Annotated in this window: 15 protein-coding genes; 8 read left to right on the forward strand and 7 right to left on the reverse strand. The window is 50.8% G+C overall.

Annotation, left to right across the window (positions count from 1 at the left end; translation table 11 throughout):
- Positions 1-64 precede the first annotated feature (64 nt).
- From KRR23_RS09700 to KRR23_RS09715, 4 genes are all read right to left on the reverse strand, one after another.
- Positions 65-1,429 (reverse strand): DNA cytosine methyltransferase, encoded by a 1,365-nt coding sequence (locus KRR23_RS09700; RefSeq protein ID WP_216742331.1) that lies wholly within the window; start codon positions 1,427-1,429, stop codon positions 65-67.
- Positions 1,430-2,176: 747 nt separating this feature from the next.
- Complete coding sequence (locus KRR23_RS09705) at positions 2,177-3,145, reverse strand: DUF932 domain-containing protein (protein ID WP_216742332.1); 969 nt, start codon at positions 3,143-3,145, stop codon at positions 2,177-2,179.
- Positions 3,146-3,265: 120 nt separating this feature from the next.
- Positions 3,266-3,607, reverse strand: coding sequence for a hypothetical protein (locus KRR23_RS09710; protein WP_216742333.1), 342 nt, complete (start codon positions 3,605-3,607; stop codon positions 3,266-3,268).
- Positions 3,608-3,654: 47 nt separating this feature from the next.
- Positions 3,655-3,999 carry a hypothetical protein gene (locus KRR23_RS09715; RefSeq protein WP_216742334.1) on the reverse strand — a complete coding sequence of 115 codons (345 nt, stop codon included), beginning with the start codon at positions 3,997-3,999 and terminating at the stop codon, positions 3,655-3,657.
- A 76-nt stretch (positions 4,000-4,075) separates the two neighbouring features.
- Between KRR23_RS09715 and KRR23_RS09720 the strand changes: the two genes are divergently transcribed.
- The 3 genes from KRR23_RS09720 to KRR23_RS09730 all read left to right on the forward strand — a co-directional run bounded on the left by KRR23_RS09720 (position 4,076) and on the right by KRR23_RS09730 (position 6,111).
- Positions 4,076-4,321: a helix-turn-helix domain-containing protein gene (locus KRR23_RS09720; protein ID WP_216742335.1), complete on the forward strand. Its 246-nt coding sequence runs from the start codon at positions 4,076-4,078 to the stop codon at positions 4,319-4,321.
- An 825-nt stretch (positions 4,322-5,146) separates the two neighbouring features.
- Positions 5,147-5,593 carry a hypothetical protein gene (locus KRR23_RS09725; protein WP_216742336.1) on the forward strand — a complete coding sequence of 149 codons (447 nt, stop codon included), beginning with the start codon at positions 5,147-5,149 and terminating at the stop codon, positions 5,591-5,593.
- Between the two features lie 74 nt (positions 5,594-5,667).
- Positions 5,668-6,111: a hypothetical protein gene (locus KRR23_RS09730; protein WP_216742337.1), complete on the forward strand. Its 444-nt coding sequence runs from the start codon at positions 5,668-5,670 to the stop codon at positions 6,109-6,111.
- Positions 6,112-6,487: 376 nt separating this feature from the next.
- Here the strand turns inward: KRR23_RS09730 and KRR23_RS09735 are convergent, their stop codons facing one another.
- A complete protein-coding gene (locus KRR23_RS09735; protein WP_216742338.1) occupies positions 6,488-7,750 on the reverse strand; it encodes a hypothetical protein in 1,263 nt (420 codons plus the stop codon).
- Positions 7,751-8,379: 629 nt separating this feature from the next.
- Here KRR23_RS09735 and KRR23_RS09740 point away from each other — a divergent pair.
- The 5 genes from KRR23_RS09740 to KRR23_RS09760 all read left to right on the forward strand — a co-directional run bounded on the left by KRR23_RS09740 (position 8,380) and on the right by KRR23_RS09760 (position 13,899).
- Entirely contained in the window at positions 8,380-8,793 is a 414-nt protein-coding gene (locus tag KRR23_RS09740; RefSeq protein WP_216742339.1) for a hypothetical protein, read from the forward strand.
- A gap of 6 nt (positions 8,794-8,799) precedes the next feature.
- The gene (locus KRR23_RS09745; RefSeq protein ID WP_216742340.1) at positions 8,800-10,053 is read left to right on the forward strand and encodes a hypothetical protein; all 1,254 of its coding nucleotides are present in this window, start codon (positions 8,800-8,802) and stop codon (positions 10,051-10,053) included.
- A 667-nt stretch (positions 10,054-10,720) separates the two neighbouring features.
- Positions 10,721-11,011 carry an AlpA family transcriptional regulator gene (locus KRR23_RS09750; protein WP_253912008.1) on the forward strand — a complete coding sequence of 97 codons (291 nt, stop codon included), beginning with the start codon at positions 10,721-10,723 and terminating at the stop codon, positions 11,009-11,011.
- Between the two features lie 4 nt (positions 11,012-11,015).
- Positions 11,016-12,494, forward strand: coding sequence for a YfjI family protein (locus tag KRR23_RS09755; RefSeq protein ID WP_253912009.1), 1,479 nt, complete (start codon positions 11,016-11,018; stop codon positions 12,492-12,494).
- A gap of 349 nt (positions 12,495-12,843) precedes the next feature.
- Positions 12,844-13,899 (forward strand): inovirus-type Gp2 protein, encoded by a 1,056-nt coding sequence (locus tag KRR23_RS09760; protein ID WP_216742342.1) that lies wholly within the window; start codon positions 12,844-12,846, stop codon positions 13,897-13,899.
- Between the two features lie 93 nt (positions 13,900-13,992).
- On the opposite strand, the gene KRR23_RS09765 is transcribed toward KRR23_RS09760, so the two are convergent.
- Positions 13,993-15,018, reverse strand: coding sequence for a hypothetical protein (locus tag KRR23_RS09765; RefSeq protein WP_216742343.1), 1,026 nt, complete (start codon positions 15,016-15,018; stop codon positions 13,993-13,995).
- Between the two features lie 235 nt (positions 15,019-15,253).
- A complete protein-coding gene (locus KRR23_RS09770; protein WP_216742344.1) occupies positions 15,254-16,489 on the reverse strand; it encodes an integrase domain-containing protein in 1,236 nt (411 codons plus the stop codon).
- Positions 16,490-16,502: the final 13 nt, after the last annotated feature.

Genomic DNA, 16,502 nt, shown 5'->3' on the forward strand with positions numbered 1-16,502 from the left:
CAGGGCAGCAAGGTACCCCGACCCTTTGAGTGGGGGCAATTCACTTTCCTTAAGTCTTGTGTTTCTAAGCTAAGGCTAAGGTTTGTTGCTCTACCTCAATGATTGCGTGGCGGCTAGCGGCAGCCATTGCTTCCTCTAGTACCGATCTGATGGCTAGACCGATAGCTCTCGCAAGGTAAGGAGGAACTGCGTTACCCACCTGAGTGTATCGTGGGCATTCTTTGGTTCGTCGACTGCCCCCCGTAGTGAATTTACCGCGGAACTGGAACCAATCGGGAAACGACTGCAGGCGCGCAGACTCTCGGACAGTCAGTATTCTTGGTTCGCTGTAATGGAGCACATCGTCGGGGAGCGTTGTTATTGTTGGTGCAGGGTTCTCCGCCCGCATAAGGCAAATGCGGTGCTTCTTGAGACCATATTTCTCCCGCTGGGCCAAGGTCATTAAGCCACCTTTGATGCACTCGGGGTCCTGGATAATGCTCCTAAACCTTTCACTGATTTCGGGCTTGTGTTTTGCTAAGCGCACGCTGTCCATAGAACCGTCCACCCCTCGTTGCATAAGGGCTTGATAGTGTGTCCGAGGCCCCTTATATGCAAGCTCTTGAAAACCGGTGCGGGAGGAGGGGTCAGTGCATGGTCTGGTCCCCGCGTGTTTTATTTCCAGATCAGAAATGGCCTCTGAAGCGCTGACTGATTCGGGAAGGCCAAGCTCCTGAAGTTGGCTTAGCCTCGCTTCCTCTAATAGCTCGAAAGCTCTGGTGGCGCCGCCACGAAGATGACAAGCGAGGTCCTTGCGGATCCCAATTACGATTAGGCGTGGACGCTTCTGGGGAACTCCGAAGAGTGAGGAGTCCACTATTCGACCGAGGACCTGATAGCCGACCCTGTCCAGACTTTCGACAAGCTTGTCATAGTAGGATTGGGGTTTCACCGGTATCCCAAGGTCTTTCCAAGACTTGGCCTTATGTGCGACCTTCATGCCTGGCACGTTTTCCAGGACGATGGCCGCTGGCTGAATGGCCTTGACCATTTCCACGTACTTCTCAAACAGTTGGTTTCGTGGATCGCTCTCTAGGCGCTTGCCTGCGAAGCTGAATCCCTGGCAGGGAGGGCCTCCCGCAAGCACATGCACTTTGCCGTTAAGCTTGGAAAGATCAAGTGGATGCTGTTCAAGAATTTCATCGATACCCCAGGCTTTTCTTTCCAGCCAAGAGGGCCACTCGAACTGACTCACGGGTACGTCGCGGCCTTCGAGTAGGTTGGCTGACAGAGTGGAGAACGCCATTTTGTCGCGCTCTACGGCAAAAACACCATTAAGTCCTGCCAGCGAAAGACCGAGCGAGAGGCCTCCACAGCCCGCAAAAAGATCCGCAAACATTAGCGGTTGCCCAGGGGTGGGTAACGAAGGGGGAGTCTCGATATTTTTCATGGGCTCCTGCCCGGATATGGCTGTGTTCAGGGTAGGGAGCGTCTCGCGAAACCCTTCGCTATCACCTATGTACTCAGGCCGACGGTGGATTTTTCTCACCGGAGACGAGGAAGGTTCAACCACAAAGTGGTCTAGGGGCAGCTCGATAGGCGTCGAAGGTGCAATAGTGATGGATAATGGATTGACCTGCAAGGAAACGCAATGGCTTGTAACGTCTGGAGGTCGGCCATGGTTGAGATCGGAGGGGCCTCTTATGTCGTTGAATTGGCGCATAAATTCTTTACCGGATAGTTAAGGGGTGTCGATAGGTGGTAGCCACATGGTTGAGCTCCATCAGCCGGTCTGTAACCGAGCAATCTCTAAAAGTGAGCTTGTGAGCGAAGGCTGGCGAAAGTAGCCATCCGGCTGTGACTATTGACTGGAATGGAGAGGTCAGATGTAGTCCCCTTGATGGTTGAGGTCGAGCAATCAGCGATTAAGCATTGATAGTGCGAGTCCTCGATGAGCAGGGGCAGGGGAGTACTGGCCTGGCAGGCGTCGATAGAAAAGCTGGTATCGAGGAGCGCACCGCTGGGTTTTAGGTGCCTTGGTCTCTCCCGCTCGAGATGGGTACTGTTTTTATATACAGTATCCACCTTTTCGCGAATTGCAAGGCAGGTCCGTCGAGCGGGCAGAGCCTGACTACCCTCCTGAGCGGGAGGTTCAAATGTCCCGCTCCTGAGTTAAAGGTGGCCAGAGGAAGGAAGCTCACACTACGAGTTGGAGAGCTGCATCTAATGCTTTCTGTTTGATTACCGCGCCCTGACCAAACCAAGCGGAATCCATTCGATACTCAGAGCTCCTGGCGCGTCTTTCATGATCCACGTATTCGGTCACCGCGTTCAGCAAGCCCCATGCTGTTCCGCGAGCGGACTCCATATCAGAACCTCGGCCTTTACCTTCGTACAGGCTCTGTACCTTCTCCATTGCTCGTTTGTTTGCCTGTACTTTGGGAATCGGGTCATACACGTTGGTGTCGCAAAGCACGTTCATAAAGAAGCCCATGGCCTCAGGCCACTGAACCTTACGTTCCGCAAGCGTGCGCATCCGGTACATAAATTCGTCCCATTGCGAAACGGCTATGCCCAGTTGTTTTTTTACTGCTTGCGAATCAAAGCGCGTGTTGTGCGGAACCTTGATGGCGCGGGCAGCGCTATTCAGGGAGATCGTCAAAGTGTTGTTACAGACCACGCGCACTGTGGTCGGAGTTGCTGTGGTAGCAAGGGTGCCGTCACAGGAAGTGGCCAGCAGCAGATAGCCGTTGACCTGATCGTTACCCTTCAAGGCAGTGGTCTGCCCAGTACGGGCTAGCGCCCAGAACTTGCGCCCACCTTTTAATACTCCAGCGGTCTCCAGTTCATAACCAGAGCGCTCGGACAGGTCTCGATAGAACTCCAGCACCTCACGTGGCTGTACAACTTGATAACGCTGGGACACAACCGACAATGGAGCCTTGGTGTCAGAGCGATAAAGAACCTTCTGATCGGGAAAGGAATGAATGGTGCTGAGATTACCGATGGTGTCCGCCTTGAAGTGGACCGGGCTTTCTTGGATATACCAGTTCATACCTGCTTCACGTTGCCAGATTTCGAGTGGTTGTTTCTCGGATAGGCGACTTCCCAGACCATGCCAAGGAGTGGCGCCAACGTAAGCCATGTTTTCGATTAGATGCGACATAATGTGCTCTCGAACTAAGTGAACGAAATAAAAAGGGCCAGACAATTGTCTGGCCCTTTTTTGCTGCGGTTGAAGTCGTATGACATTATTAACGCGTTTCTGGATTGCATTTTTTAAAGGTTATAATGTGCCACCAATACCTTGGCGGCACCAGGGGAGTATGTTTTGCCTAGCCCATTGTGTGTACTGGGCACCCCAAGCATTGGAGGAGGCTATGAAGTTGTTGGCCACCCGTGCGCCCACGCGCATATCAATATTTTTGTTGTTGTTCATGTTGACGGAAATTGTATACAGAGGATTGTTGGTGGTGCTGTTGATGTTTGCATATGCATTAATTACGAAAGACTGCGCGTAGCTACACGCTTTTTCGGTAATCGGATATTGCTGAGGATCTAATTGTGCTGCATGTGCGTGAGGGGTAAATATAATCATCACTAACAGCGTCTTTCTCCAAAAATACATACTTGCTCCCTCTAGAGTTTTCTTTGGTGGAAGCCTTGAAAGGCTGGTCAGGTACAGTTTCTAAGTGCAATTACATCGAAGTCTTTTAACTTGCCCCAGCCCACTACTTTCCCCTCGCCTGTTTGCGGGGCGGGCAGCGAGTAATCTGGGGTAGTAATCAACCTGATAAATCCATTCTCTTCTGCGTCTATGCGAAAAGATGACATAGAGGTCAAAGATTTCGCGCCTTCTGGTGAGGGCTTATCAGAGATATAGGTGGGTTTGACGAGGGATAGATTGCCGTTGGGGAGCGTTTTTGTTTTAGGAAATACGCATTGCCCGACCTGATTTGACGCGTAGGCGGCATTCGCCGCCAGCAGGCCTGACACGATTAGTAAAAGTACCTTTTTCACGAAACTCCTTAAGACGGCTCAAAATGGGTCGTAAATACCGTGGCCGTATAGGCATCATATCCACACCATTGCAGGCATGACAAGAGTCTCTGGTGCACGCGACAACGAAGCTAATCTGACCCGGTTCGGGGCGGCTGTACGTGCTCGGCGGAACGCTTTGTCACTTTCCCAAGAGGCCCTTGCAGATCTGTCAGGCGTGGACCGGTCACACATGGGCAAGATTGAACGGGGAGAGCGAAACGTTACGCTCCTCAACATTGTTCGAATCGCAGAAGGTTTGAATTGCAAACCTTCGGATCTGCTCAGCGAGGCAGGGATATAGGGTCTAAGACCATTTTTATTCGCTGCTGAACTGGAAGCCACAATCCAAGCACTCGTTGTTGTCTAACACTTCCTCGTCGAATACTTGCCCTAACGTAGCGCCTGTTACCCCTCCCGCAGCACCTCCGAGCATCCCCCCAAAAATAGCGCCAGCGAATGTTCCAATTGCTAGTCCGATAGGGCCAGCAACAATCCCGATCAAGGCGCCGGCCTCTGCACCACTCACCGCGCCAGTTACTCCTCCAACGGCCCCGCTGACGCCCCCCACAACACCCCCCACTTTTCTTCCATAGTTTTTGGTTCTTACCCTTGTAGATTCACAGCTTGGGCAATTCATGATTTTTTTCCTCGTATGGTAATCAACTCAATTTCGAGGTTCGGTTCATTGAATGAACCTCCAGCTCTCATTGGGGTGATATGTGACTGTCTTTTTCTAGCTTAGATAGCCTATGAGCATCTGCGACATCACCACCGGGTGATCCGAGGAGAGCGTAAAATCGAAGCCTGAGTGAGAAAGTTTCAAGCCGAAGGTGTGGTTGTACGCATCCGATATGTACTGACAGAGCCACATAAACACCTCTGATCGGGTGGTTGTTGAAACGCTGCCTCCTTCAAATGAGATCTTGGGTGTCCCCGTTGCCCCTTAGGAGTACGACCGCCTAGAAGCAACCCGCTGACCCAATTGGTGGCCACATGCGGTTATTGATGTACAGTGACATTTCTACCGGGCTGGCTGCATCGTTGGGGCTGGCACACAGCTTTATGCAAGCTAACGTCAATCATAGGTGCGGCCCAATTTTTCTTAAACAGCATGGATTAAGCGCTTATGAAAGGTGACCGAAACCGCCAGCCCATAAAGCAGGACTACACGTCTGCCTTAGGGCAAGCTGCATTTTGCTTCTCGATCTGTGAATGGAACGTAGTTTGGAGCTGTGAAAAAATCAAACCTGGGGCACTAGGGAAGATCTTGGACGAGGAACTCACTGCGGGACGAATTGCGAAGCGCTATATTGATTTAGTACGCAATATGCCTAGGTCGGCGGCGCGCGATGAACTCACCTCCGTCGCCCAGGACTTTGCAGGTTTGGTGCAGGTTCGAAATGACATATTTCATGGAAAACCTTGCACCGGGGCGAATGGAGAAGCTCGTTTGAGCTCTAAGAAAGTTCTTGAGATAGAAGATCTCGAAGAAGCGGCCGACGCGTTCAGCGAGTGCAGTATTAGGGTGAACAGCCTCCTGCACGGATTTCTGAAGACATATGTTCCAGTATAGCTACTGCAAGGTGCTTCTCGAACTAGCCTCTTGTGCCGACCGTACCGCCCACGATTCTCTTTGTCAGATAACATATGAAAATACTTAAAACACTCTTCGGTTTAAAAAAAAGTAGCCTTGCCAGGATAGAGATATCCTCTTTACCTAAAGATTTGCTGGGGAAGCTTATGATGGCGGGGTGTACCGCGCCAAAACAGTGCTATGCGAATTGTTTGTCCGCAGTTACCAATCATCTGTTAGCTGAGACGTACGTGCTTTGCTATGTGGAGATAGCGAGTGGCGAAAAGCTGGGGCATGCCGTAATTAAAATAGGCGATAACTATTACGATCCTACATTGGAGCCCCAAAATGTGAGGCCAGTAAGATATTGGCTTCATACTGAGTTCTCCAAGAGTGAGGTTCGTGATTTTGTACGGGCCCAGCATGAACATATAATCAAAACTAATGGCGGTATAGAGATCTACCCTCCATCCTTAAGGGTGGACGGAAAAATTGTTTGCGAAGAAATAAAATCTTAAAGTGGTGAAAACTGTTCGATGGACAAACTGAAGGCGGTACACGTGTTCGCCGTCTATAAGCATTGGATTGTGAAGAGGGTGTTCTTTTCATGAGTTATCGATAGGCTACTTATGGCCGGTTTCTACCGGTCGAGGTGCACCCGTACGCTGGTCAGATCCTATGCAAACGGGTGGTCAAGTCCCTGCTATGACTCACCGTAATGCGAGCTCCCATCAAACGGGGTTTATCGAGACCAGATGCGTCGGCGTGATGCACAACAACCCATACCGGGTGTGGCTGGTGAAAAGGGAATTCTGCAGGTGGGGAAGCGCTTGATGGCACAGCAGACGTTGCTGGCCAGCACGTTTAGCTGACCAACAACTTATTCACTCATCCTCACTCGGCACTGCCACCCGCTGCAATGTCGGTGGATGGCATATGTTGAGATGAGCCGAATCTGGCGTGTGCCGCCAGGGCCAGTACCAAGATGTCGTTCGTAGTGATGTCAGCCTTGAATACCCGGCCTTCTTTGACAGGAGGGCGATTCTGAAAGTCGCGAAAGGTGTCGTTGCTTATGACGTACTCAGTCTCCCCACTTGCGAGCTCGATAATGCTCTCGTCGGCTTTACTGCCCTGGGCGATCTCGTGGATCTGGACCGAGTGAGGGAAATGCTTTTCACCATCTGGCCAGAGCTTTGCTGAATTCTTCAAAGTCCCCGGATCGAAGCAGATGATGATCTCGACGCCAGGCCACAAATGCTGAAGGGTCGGAAGCAGGTGAGTGAGTGCGACCACACCGATGAATTTTCGATTGGGGTTTCTCCCTCGATAGCAAAGGTTTGTGCCATCAATGACTATGCGGGTGATGCCTCGGCTATCACGCTTTTGCAACTCAACAATTCTGGTCTCAATTTTTGCAAGGTTGCGCTGCAGGGATTCGACCTGCCCGGTTTTGATTCGGACAGCTTTGTCGGTATTGTCGAGCCCAAACAGATTGAAGCATTGCTGCTGCACACCCCGCCGACTCATTGCGTCTGGTGCTGCTTTGAACCGGAGGTCAAATTCAGTTGCCGATTCCTGAGCTTCGATCGCCAAAGCCAGTTCGCCAGTCAGCTTTTCCCTTTCATGCAGCGGCTCCACCAAGTGCTCATCAAAACGTCTCACATCTGCTTCGAGCTTCGCGACGTCGGGTTCAAGGTCAGCGACCTGGCGGTTGTAGGTAGCGATCTCTGCATCAGCCTCTAACCAGTCCAAGCTTTTGTGGAACTGGATCTGGTAATAGATCTTCTCGACGGCGCCGACCCGAACCTTGAGCTCAGCCTCGAGGCCAGCAATCTTGGCCTCACGCTCAGGGTCCATCTGCTGATCAGTAAAACCCTTAGAGCTGGGTGTTGAGCCAAAGACCTTGAATTTGATGACATCGAGTAAAGAGGGTTGTGGCCAGCTCACCAGTAGCGGTTTGCCCATACGCGCCGTGTTCAGTGCCTTCTGTAGAGCGACTACTCGAGCACGCGCCTCATCAAGAGCTATTTGGGCCTCAACCTCGTTGAATCGATGAAGCCAGCCCAGTAGAGTGTGCTGGTCTTTGACATTTCTCTTGGCCGCCAATAGGGCAGCGGCTGCAGCTTCGAATCGCTTGCGATATGGGTTGAGTTCCATTGGTGCCCTCAGTCACGTCTATCTCGGGTATTCGTGCTTTGACCTTTTGGGTCAGTCTTGTTCAAAGCGCCTGGCTGGGCAGGTCATCCAATCCAAGCCGTGAGAGCAAACCCCATTATCCCACTATCCCACTCCTCTGCTTGAGTCGCTCGGAGTTCCTCTTGGGTTTGATATTCATAAGTCTCACGCGCATAAGCGAAAGCGGATTTCTCAGCCTCCCGATCGGAAAACTCATCCAGCATCGATTCGCACAACGTAGAGTGAACAACGGTCTCCTATGTTGCGCCGTGTTTACAGGCAGCTGAATAGAGGTCATCGACGCGTTGCTTGATCTCTCAAGAGGCATCCGTTTCGTGCATGATTCAGGTGCCCTAGTCTGTGAGCGTTGCTGGACATTCTAACGCCCTTGGGCGGTGCACATAGCCAAGTGCTCTCGTGCGACACGAATAGCACGAATGCTTCTTTGCTTCGAGTGGCCTTACCCATTGATCTCGGCCGCGTTGGTTTCACCGCTGTACTAGTGTAGGAAAAGGTACGGCACTTTTCGCAATTGTCAGCCTCATGTCGACTGAACACAATTGCCTCCAAGCCGTTCGGAAATGTCTTTCGAGCGTAACCTGGAGTTCAGCATGTCTTTTTTCGACTCGCTTTTTGATTTGGTTGGCAGCGCGATTGGCACGGTAGGTGATCTAGCAGTTTCAGCGGTCGACATTGTGATCGAAAACCCTGGCAAAACCGCATTGGTATGCCTCGGTACGCTCGCCACTGGTGGTACAGCGCTGGCTTTTGCAGGTCCACTCGCTGCAGCCGCAGGATCTGCAGGGCTGTTGGGCGCTACGGCATCGGGGACGGCAATTAGCTCACTCTCAGGTGTAGCGCTGACAAACGCTTCACTGGCGGCTGTTGGTGGAGGCGCGCTCGCTGCTGGCGGTGGTGGAATGGCGGTGGGCGCTACGGTAGTGGCTTCGACCGGAGCGGCATTAGGTGCTGCAGCTGGCGCTGGTGTAGCGGCAGGTGTCGCAGAGGCGGACAAAAAAGGGTAGGGGTAGATGCCGCGCATGACCAAGGCACATAAGGCTGGTCTGGATTTTCTTGACTTGGTTTTCTTCAACGACCTGGTCGTTCACGTAGGCATGGATGTCGAAGAACGCTCGCAGCTCGATAAAATCGTAGAGCGGGTCACGCTAGAGGTCGAGAGCCGGCATTCGGGTCGTGAGGCAGACATCATCAAGCATGTGACGTACTACCTCTTGGAGGTAAGCCTGGCCAACTCCACCGAGGAGTTGAGTCAGGCGAGTCCGCATGTGTCGCGGCCACCAAATCTGTCCTCTGAGCAGATGGAGGCTGTCGACAACTTCTGGAATGATTATCAGATGGCTTACATGTCTGTCATCACAGAAAAAAGCACTGGGGTTTTGGCCAATCATGCATTGGAAATCGCCTCGACCCTGATCGAGGAGTTCGTTGAATGCTCGCCACTGGTAAGGCGAGATCTACTCACTCGATGCTTTGTCAGTGAGTTCACTGACGCGTCCGTAGCCGCTTACTGCTGGCTGGTCGTTTCTGGAGTTTTGCCCGTCACCAAAAACAGTCCGGATCGAATCACGGATGAATTTTCCGATTCGTTCACGACACGCCTAGCCCTGCTCGCCGATTACCAGATGATTGTCCACGCCTTTAACATGAACATCAGCAAGGATGATGCGAGCGCCGTGTACCTCCAAATGCGCAGTCTCAATCTGACTGAAAATACTGTCGATCGCTTGCTGGATATTCAAAGGCATTTCAACGAAGCCAACAGCAAAACAAGCCTGGCTGGCATCCCGCTAATCTGCAGGAGAGATCTGACAAATTCAGTGAAGGTTCAGGAATTTTTCGAAGCGTGGGGGAAGCGTAAGGTGCGCTTTCGGATGCACACGGGAACGCTGGGCAGTTGGCTCAGCATTTTGGGTGCGGGCATGGTTCATCGGCGGCTGTTGAGTGAGTATGCCCATGCCGCCAGAATTCAATACCCCAACAGAATCGGAGTGGTTAAGCTCAAGGAGCTTAAGGTTCCTGCGGTCTTTAATGCTTGTGATAATCAGCACACGATCACCGAATTCGTGAAAGGCCGGCTCGCTGAATACGGACTCAGAATTAACCCTGACACCCTATATCGCAGCCATTCGAGAATGAAAAAAACAACCCTGCGGTTGCTGGCCATGTACTGCAAAATGACGCGTGAATTGGGCGTTGCCATGTCCGCTCCGTACGAGGACGTCTGCTACGGGAATGCCTTCATAAACTCAGACAAGTTTACGTGAAAGAGCTCTTCACCATGACGCCCCTCGGCCGGCTGAGGCGATAGTCTCACATCTCTACAAGGGCAACGTTCAGGCATAGCCATTCAGGTGGGCAGAACGGTAGGTGTCGTCATGTTGGTGCAGCCACACCATTAGGAATGGCGCATGCACACCACACCGCTGGATTTCTACCAGTCAAGGACACCCAGTCTGCTGGTCAAATCCGATGCAAACGCTTGGTCAGGTCGGATGCAATTGAACGGTCAGTGGCGATGCAAACGGGTGGTCAAGTGGAATGCAATCACGCACTTGTGATGCTCACTGCAATCGAGGTTCATTGCGCAGCCTTTCGATGAGCGAGGCACATTGCGTACCGGTAGGGTGAGAGTTCGAGAAATCACAACGGAAATCCTCCTGCTATTTTTGCTACTCGTAGCAGGAATAGCAGCTTTATGACGACAGCTTGTTTTCGTACGCCGAGTTGATCTGTCAGATCAGCGCTGGATGTGCGCCCTGTGGTGACAGTGAACCAGAATGCCGCTGACGCGGGTGAGGTATCAGAGCCAAGAGAGGGGCAAGGGCGGCCGGAAGGTGGCCCTAACGTTAGCAATCGTTAGGCTCACGGAGTTCAGTTTTTGAGGCTGCTTTCTTAGGATGGGCGCAGGTCAATCCTATGGAGGACACACCGATGACTACTCAGCTAACCCCAGTGCTTATCATGCTTCGCCTGAAGCAGGTAATCGAGCGTACGGGCCTTTCCCGGTCTACCATCTACGGCAAGCTAGACTCAAAATCGACACAATATGATCCGAGTTTCCCCAGTCAAGTTTCTCTCGGTATTGGGGCTGTGCGTTGGATTGATTCAGAGGTAAACGCTTGGATTGAGCAGTGTGTGACATTATCGCGCACTGATTGCAAACAAGCTGGGCGCGAGGCGGGTAAAACTGCAACCACGGCATTAGAGCTGGAAAATGAGTAGCTTTATGAATGCTGATGGTCAGCAACCGGCGGCTGTGTTTCACCAGCCATTTCATATGCCGTCCTCACTACTTCAACGCGCAGCAGATGAAGTACAAACTAATATACAGGCCCCTCTTGGGTTGATTTTGTCGAGCGCTCTGACGGCAATTGCTGTCGTGTCGCAAGGTCTCATTGATGTCCGTAAACCAAGTGGTCAGGTAGTACCCACGTCATTGATGGTGCTGGCCATCGCTGACTCAGGAGAGCGCAAGTCGACAGTAGAGAATGTTTTTTTAGGGCCTGTACGTGACTTCCAGCGTCAGCAAGGTTCCGTCTACCAGGACCAAATGCAGCAGTGGCAGGTCCGCCACGATATTTGGAAAGCGCATCGTAAAACGCTTCTTAAGGACATTACAAAAAAAGGCAGTCTAGGGGAGCCGACACAGGACGAAGTGCAGCGGATGTCGACACACGAAGTCGCGGAGCCGTTACGACCGAAAGAATTTAAAATGCTTTATGAGGACTCCACATCCGAGGCTCTTTTCTTCGGTTTGTATCAAAATCTACCTACGGCAGGTCTAACATCCAGTGAAGGTGGTGGAGTGCTGGGTGGCCGTGCTTTCAATGATCTTTCAAAGATGAATTCCATCTGGAGCGGTGACGCGATCACCGTCGACCGCAAGACTGCACATAGCTTTGTACTAAACGAAGCTCGGCTTACCGTTTCGATCATGGCACAAGTGAGCGCCGTTAGTGGCTACATAGCGCGCCGTGGCGAAGAGACTCGTGGCTCGGGCCTCTGGGCACGTTTTCTAGTTTGTCACCCCTCCTCAACGCAGGGCTACCGGAAGAGTCATGACACCACGCAATCCTGGGAGCATTGTGGCAGTTTCAAACAACGTTTAAACGACCTGCTCCAGCAGAACGCAAAGCTGCTGCAAGAACCTGCGTTCAAAAAGGATGTATTAGCGTTCACATCCGAAGCCTCTAACCGCTGGCTTCAACTCGCCGATGCCATTGAGATAGACAGCCGTCCAGGAAAGCGCTTTGAAAGCGCTCGTGATCATGCGTCAAAGCTTGCAGACAACATCGCCAGAGTTTCGGCTTTACTGCACCACTTCGAAAATCTCGAAGGGGATATTTCATTGAGTACGTTAAATGCTGCCATTAGTTATTGTGAAGGGTGCTCACATGACTTCCTCAAATTATTCATGCCTCCTGCGCAACACGTTTTGGATGCAGATGAATTAGATCAGTGGCTGAGCCGCTTCCGAGAGGATAACAATCGTTTAGTTCGTAAAAACCATATCCGTCAGTATTGTCCAAATAAACTTCGGGAGAAAGGTCGCTTAGATCGTGCTTTGGAGGTGCTACAGAATGCTGGGAGAGTTTTGCTCGGGACAATGGACGGCTTTGCTTGGGTGGACGTGCAGCCCTGGCTTGAGCATCATCAGCCTTCGCCGCAAATGAAAGATTTACACCGTTATTGCGCCCAGATTTAACGGACATCTTATCACTAACTATTTCTGGTTTTAGTTAAATTTCCCTGCTGTTCTCTTAGGCGCGTTAGGCATTTTGTAGTGCATTTGCCATGTGTGCTTTATGGAGTATTATTTAATTAGGAATTATAGTTGTGTGGTTGTAGTCATCGGCTTCTGTGGATTTTTAAGATGGTGATTAATGTACGGCGCTCAATGATGTGTCGGTGGGATCGTTAACGTCTAGGAACTGCTTGTATCTAGTTGAAAGTAATGAGTTTTCATTGGAGAGGACTTGAGTCTCTTAATAGTGCTAGTTGCACACTGATTTAAAATAGGGTGAGTGAAAGTTTCACAATAGCAGAGGTGGGGCATGGATTTCAGTGATCCAACAGATTGCCTGTCAAAGTCGTCTGGAGAGTTGAGCTATAAGGTATTGACGGAGGAGGATGTCTTATTAGAAAAGCTAAAGCAGATTGAGCCAGTCGTTAGGCTGGTGGTGCAGAGTAGCGAAGAGCTCTTCTCGGTTGCAAAAAATAAGCGTGGCGATAATACACTTCAGGCTACGCAGTTGGGTAAGCTATTGCTAAAGGCATTAAAGAATGGTTCTGGGGAGTTCCACTGTTATTTTCCGTTTCATTCCCTGAATCCCTACGTGGCGTTGCTCTTTGAGTGTGCGGAAAAATTCGATAGTGTCCTGGTACTTTCGTCTACTACAAAATTGGCGCCTTCAGAGGTTGAGAAGGAAGTAGAGATTTTGAATGGTCTGGTTGGCTTGTTGAGGGTGGGGGCGTCAGGTCATGGATTTAAGGCATTAATAAAACGATTTATAAGGGCGGAAAAGAAGCGGGCTCACAGCCTAGATCAATACATCGATGCTCTGTTTGAAAAGCATTCTCGAATGGTGGTTATCCGAGTAGATTTGTACTATCAGCCTGGTTTTTTTAACGAGCGAAAAAACCTACAGCTTGATCTCGCTCGCGTGAATGCAGACTGGGAGAAACTTCGAAAAGACCTGCACAAAGGTCTGCCAATAAAAGGGATGCTGGGTTTTGCGTGTAAGTTGGAGTATGGGCATCTCAAAGGGTTCCATTTTCATCTGTTGGTTTTTTATAATGGAGCAGTTTATCGAGAGGATGTGGTCTTAGCCAGCCTAGTTGGAAAGCACTGGGCACAGAAAGTAACGGGCGGCCAGGGGCGATATTTCAATTGTAATAAAAAGAAAAAGGAGTATCGGCTTTTAGGGGTTGGGATGATCGGTTGGTCTAACAAGGAACTCGTTTCGAATCTGAAAACTGTGGTCGCGCCGTATTTGATAAAGACAGATTATTGGTTGAGATTTTCGATCAACTGCGGGCGGTCTTTTTTTAGGGGGAATATGCCGAAATCTGAGGGCGTCAGACGGGGAAGGCCAAGAAGAGTTAACTAAAGGTGAATGCCCACTCGTGGTGGGTATTCCTACTCGATAACAATTTTGGCATCTGAACTTTAAGAGCTGAGTCCTTGCGACAAGGGTTTGTCACTACTTCGCGTTAGGTCGAATTATTGCAGCTGTTGTCGAGGCTAGTTTTACTGTAAAATTATACTCTTGGCACAGCTCGTCTATAATGGTCTTCCTCTTAGGAAAGGTCCTGATTTTTCCAGATTGAAGATTTTCCCAATATACTTTGGATTTTTCATTTATCAGGATCAAGGCGGTTGATGCGTACTTATTATGTTCGTTTCTTAAAGAGTCGTTCACCTTACTCCTTGGTAGTGCAGCGTTATACATGCTGTCAGGTAAAATAGCATTTGCTGCTTGCTCTAACACGTCTTGACTACTGCCTTCCCATCGATATCTAAACCACGTTATTATCTCACTGCGGAGCACCGATTTTTCAACGTTTATCGACTCGCCCGAGAGAAAGTGAGTGGAGGCTTCGTTAAGCTGCGCCAGCATTGTTGATGTCCATTCCTCAACCTGAAACTTTCCATAGGCAGGTCGCTTATGAGTTAGCTCCTCCCTAATTGACTGGAGATCTTTGGAGGTCATTAATAAGTCTGCAAATTCAACGGTTATTACTCTTTCTTCCCCTGGGTTGCTCGGAGGCATTAGAGGAGCTGTTTTTTCCTTGTAAAAAGAGTCAAAGGTTCCTTTAAACTCAGTTGGTGAATAAAGGGATGTATAAGTCGCTGCGTCAAGGATTGTTATTTCGTAATTCGTTTCTAGTTTTGCGATTGCCTTAAATTCTTTAATTTGTATTTGTCCCATCGGTACAATAGGTTCGTAATCGGATGGATCAAGGCACAAATAACTTGCGTTCAAAGTAGCAGCAATCGTTCGCTCGTTTCGATTGAAGTTAAGGACTTGCCCCCAATTCCCCCATCGATTTACTAAGAGCTTTTTATAGCTATCTCGTAGATAAATCTCTGTGTCCTCAGGCGTCCTAACCAGAAAAACCGCATTGAGTTTTAATGCCGTATCGACAACGGTTTTAGGTGAAATGCTTAGCTCGCGGGCGACGTTCATGGCTGAGTGGATTTTGCGACCGTCGTCGATAGTTTTCATTCTTAACGCATCTCTTAAGTTTACGTTGGATGAGGGGGGCCAGCTCTCAGTGTAAGCGGTGGTCCTGCTCGAATCCCTGTAGGGTGATAGTTCCATGCGTTAGGCGCGGAATATTGAAGCGCAGCCCAGCCACTCACCGCGTGGCTGACTTCGCCTCGTACTGCCGATTGCGCGTGAACCTCTGCTTGGCAAGCTTCCGAAGATAACGCACTGCTCGACCCTGCGAGGCGAGTTTTCAATCCCTGCTATCGATGATCGCGGACATCGAAAGGCTTCCTGTGGCAGCTTCGTTGATATGCTCGCTCCACCATTTCATCATCGGGCGCCGGCGCTCTATGTAATCGGCCCGATTATAAGCGCTGCGCACCTCGTCCTTATCGACGTGAGCAAGCGCAACCTCGACTAGTTCGGGATCCCAGCCGTGCTCGTTGAGGATGGTGCTGGCCATCGAGCGCATCCCATGGCTCACCAGGCGACCCTCGAACCCCATTCGCTTCAACGCCATATTCGCAGTTTGGCTGTTGCAATGCGTACGGGGATTCCGGTCTGCTGGAAAGACAAACTCACGGTGGCCACTGAGCGGCTTTATAGCCTCCAATAGGCTCAAAGCCTGTTCGGAAAGGGGGATGATATGCGTGCGACGCTTTTTCATCCGCTCGGGCGGTATCGTCCAGATCTTCTTTCCGATATCGATGTCTGCCCAGCGTGCAGTAGCCGCCTCAGCTGGACGGGTCATAGTGTGAAGCTGCCACTCGATCAAGCAACGTGTTGTCCTTTTTATGCTGGCATTGGCCACCGTGACCATCAGCTCTTTCAGTTCATCGGGCGCGAGTGCCGCCATGTTTTTCTTTTTCGGCTTCTTGAAGACCGAGCGAATCCCGCTGAGTGGATTTGAGTGAATCAAGCCGGAGTTGACACCGTAGGTCATGATCTCGTTAAGGCGCTGGCTTAGTCGCTTCACGGTCTCGAGACTGCCCTTGGTCTCGAGCGGCCGAAGCAATTTTATGACGGCCGGAGCCGTAATGGCTGAGATCGGTATAGCACCCAAGTCGGGGAAGACATGTAGCGTCAGGGAGCGCCAGATGTCTTCAGCATAAGCAGTAGTAACAGAGTCTTTCTTGAGCTCGAACCATGCGGTCGCCACATTTTTAAAAGTGTGTTCCGTAGTCGCTCTTAAAGCTTGCCGATCCGCGTCACGCTTCTCTTTCGGATCTAGCCCTTGCGCTACCTGCTCCCTGGCTTCTACTGTCCGTTTCCGAGCTTGAGCCAGGCTCACCTCTGGGAAGGTACCAAGCCCCATGTTGATCCGTTTTTTGGTTGCAGGGTGAATGTAGTTAAAATTCCACAGCTTTGAGCCGTTGGCCCGCACCCTCATCTGAAGGCCGTCGCCATCAGTGAGGATGTAGTCTTTTTCCTTTGGTTTCGCTGCTTTAACTTTGACGTCTGAAAGCCGCGTGGCTTGGGCACCCATGGTGAACTCCGAT

This window comes from Pseudomonas sp. CVAP#3 (assembly GCF_018986375.1).
Lineage (GTDB): Bacteria > Pseudomonadota > Gammaproteobacteria > Pseudomonadales > Pseudomonadaceae > Aquipseudomonas > Aquipseudomonas helvetica.

What these genes read in the sequence shown, in the direction of transcription:
- KRR23_RS09760 (WP_216742342.1), top strand. Translation starts at nt 12,844, where the DNA reads ATGGATTTCAGTGATCCAACAGATTGCCTGTCAAAGTCGTCTGGAGAG.
- KRR23_RS09740 (WP_216742339.1), top strand. Translation starts at nt 8,380, where the DNA reads ATGTCTTTTTTCGACTCGCTTTTTGATTTGGTTGGCAGCGCGATTGGC.
- KRR23_RS09700 (WP_216742331.1), bottom strand. Translation starts at nt 1,429, where the DNA reads ATGAAAAATATCGAGACTCCCCCTTCGTTACCCACCCCTGGGCAACCG.
- KRR23_RS09750 (WP_253912008.1), top strand. Translation starts at nt 10,721, where the DNA reads ATGACTACTCAGCTAACCCCAGTGCTTATCATGCTTCGCCTGAAGCAG.
- KRR23_RS09710 (WP_216742333.1), bottom strand. Translation starts at nt 3,607, where the DNA reads ATGTATTTTTGGAGAAAGACGCTGTTAGTGATGATTATATTTACCCCT.
- KRR23_RS09765 (WP_216742343.1), bottom strand. Translation starts at nt 15,018, where the DNA reads ATGAAAACTATCGACGACGGTCGCAAAATCCACTCAGCCATGAACGTC.
- KRR23_RS09705 (WP_216742332.1), bottom strand. Translation starts at nt 3,145, where the DNA reads ATGTCGCATCTAATCGAAAACATGGCTTACGTTGGCGCCACTCCTTGG.
- KRR23_RS09770 (WP_216742344.1), bottom strand. Translation starts at nt 16,489, where the DNA reads ATGGGTGCCCAAGCCACGCGGCTTTCAGACGTCAAAGTTAAAGCAGCG.
- KRR23_RS09755 (WP_253912009.1), top strand. Translation starts at nt 11,016, where the DNA reads ATGAATGCTGATGGTCAGCAACCGGCGGCTGTGTTTCACCAGCCATTT.
- KRR23_RS09735 (WP_216742338.1), bottom strand. Translation starts at nt 7,750, where the DNA reads ATGGAACTCAACCCATATCGCAAGCGATTCGAAGCTGCAGCCGCTGCC.
- KRR23_RS09730 (WP_216742337.1), top strand. Translation starts at nt 5,668, where the DNA reads ATGAAAATACTTAAAACACTCTTCGGTTTAAAAAAAAGTAGCCTTGCC.
- KRR23_RS09720 (WP_216742335.1), top strand. Translation starts at nt 4,076, where the DNA reads ATGACAAGAGTCTCTGGTGCACGCGACAACGAAGCTAATCTGACCCGG.
- KRR23_RS09725 (WP_216742336.1), top strand. Translation starts at nt 5,147, where the DNA reads ATGAAAGGTGACCGAAACCGCCAGCCCATAAAGCAGGACTACACGTCT.
- KRR23_RS09745 (WP_216742340.1), top strand. Translation starts at nt 8,800, where the DNA reads ATGCCGCGCATGACCAAGGCACATAAGGCTGGTCTGGATTTTCTTGAC.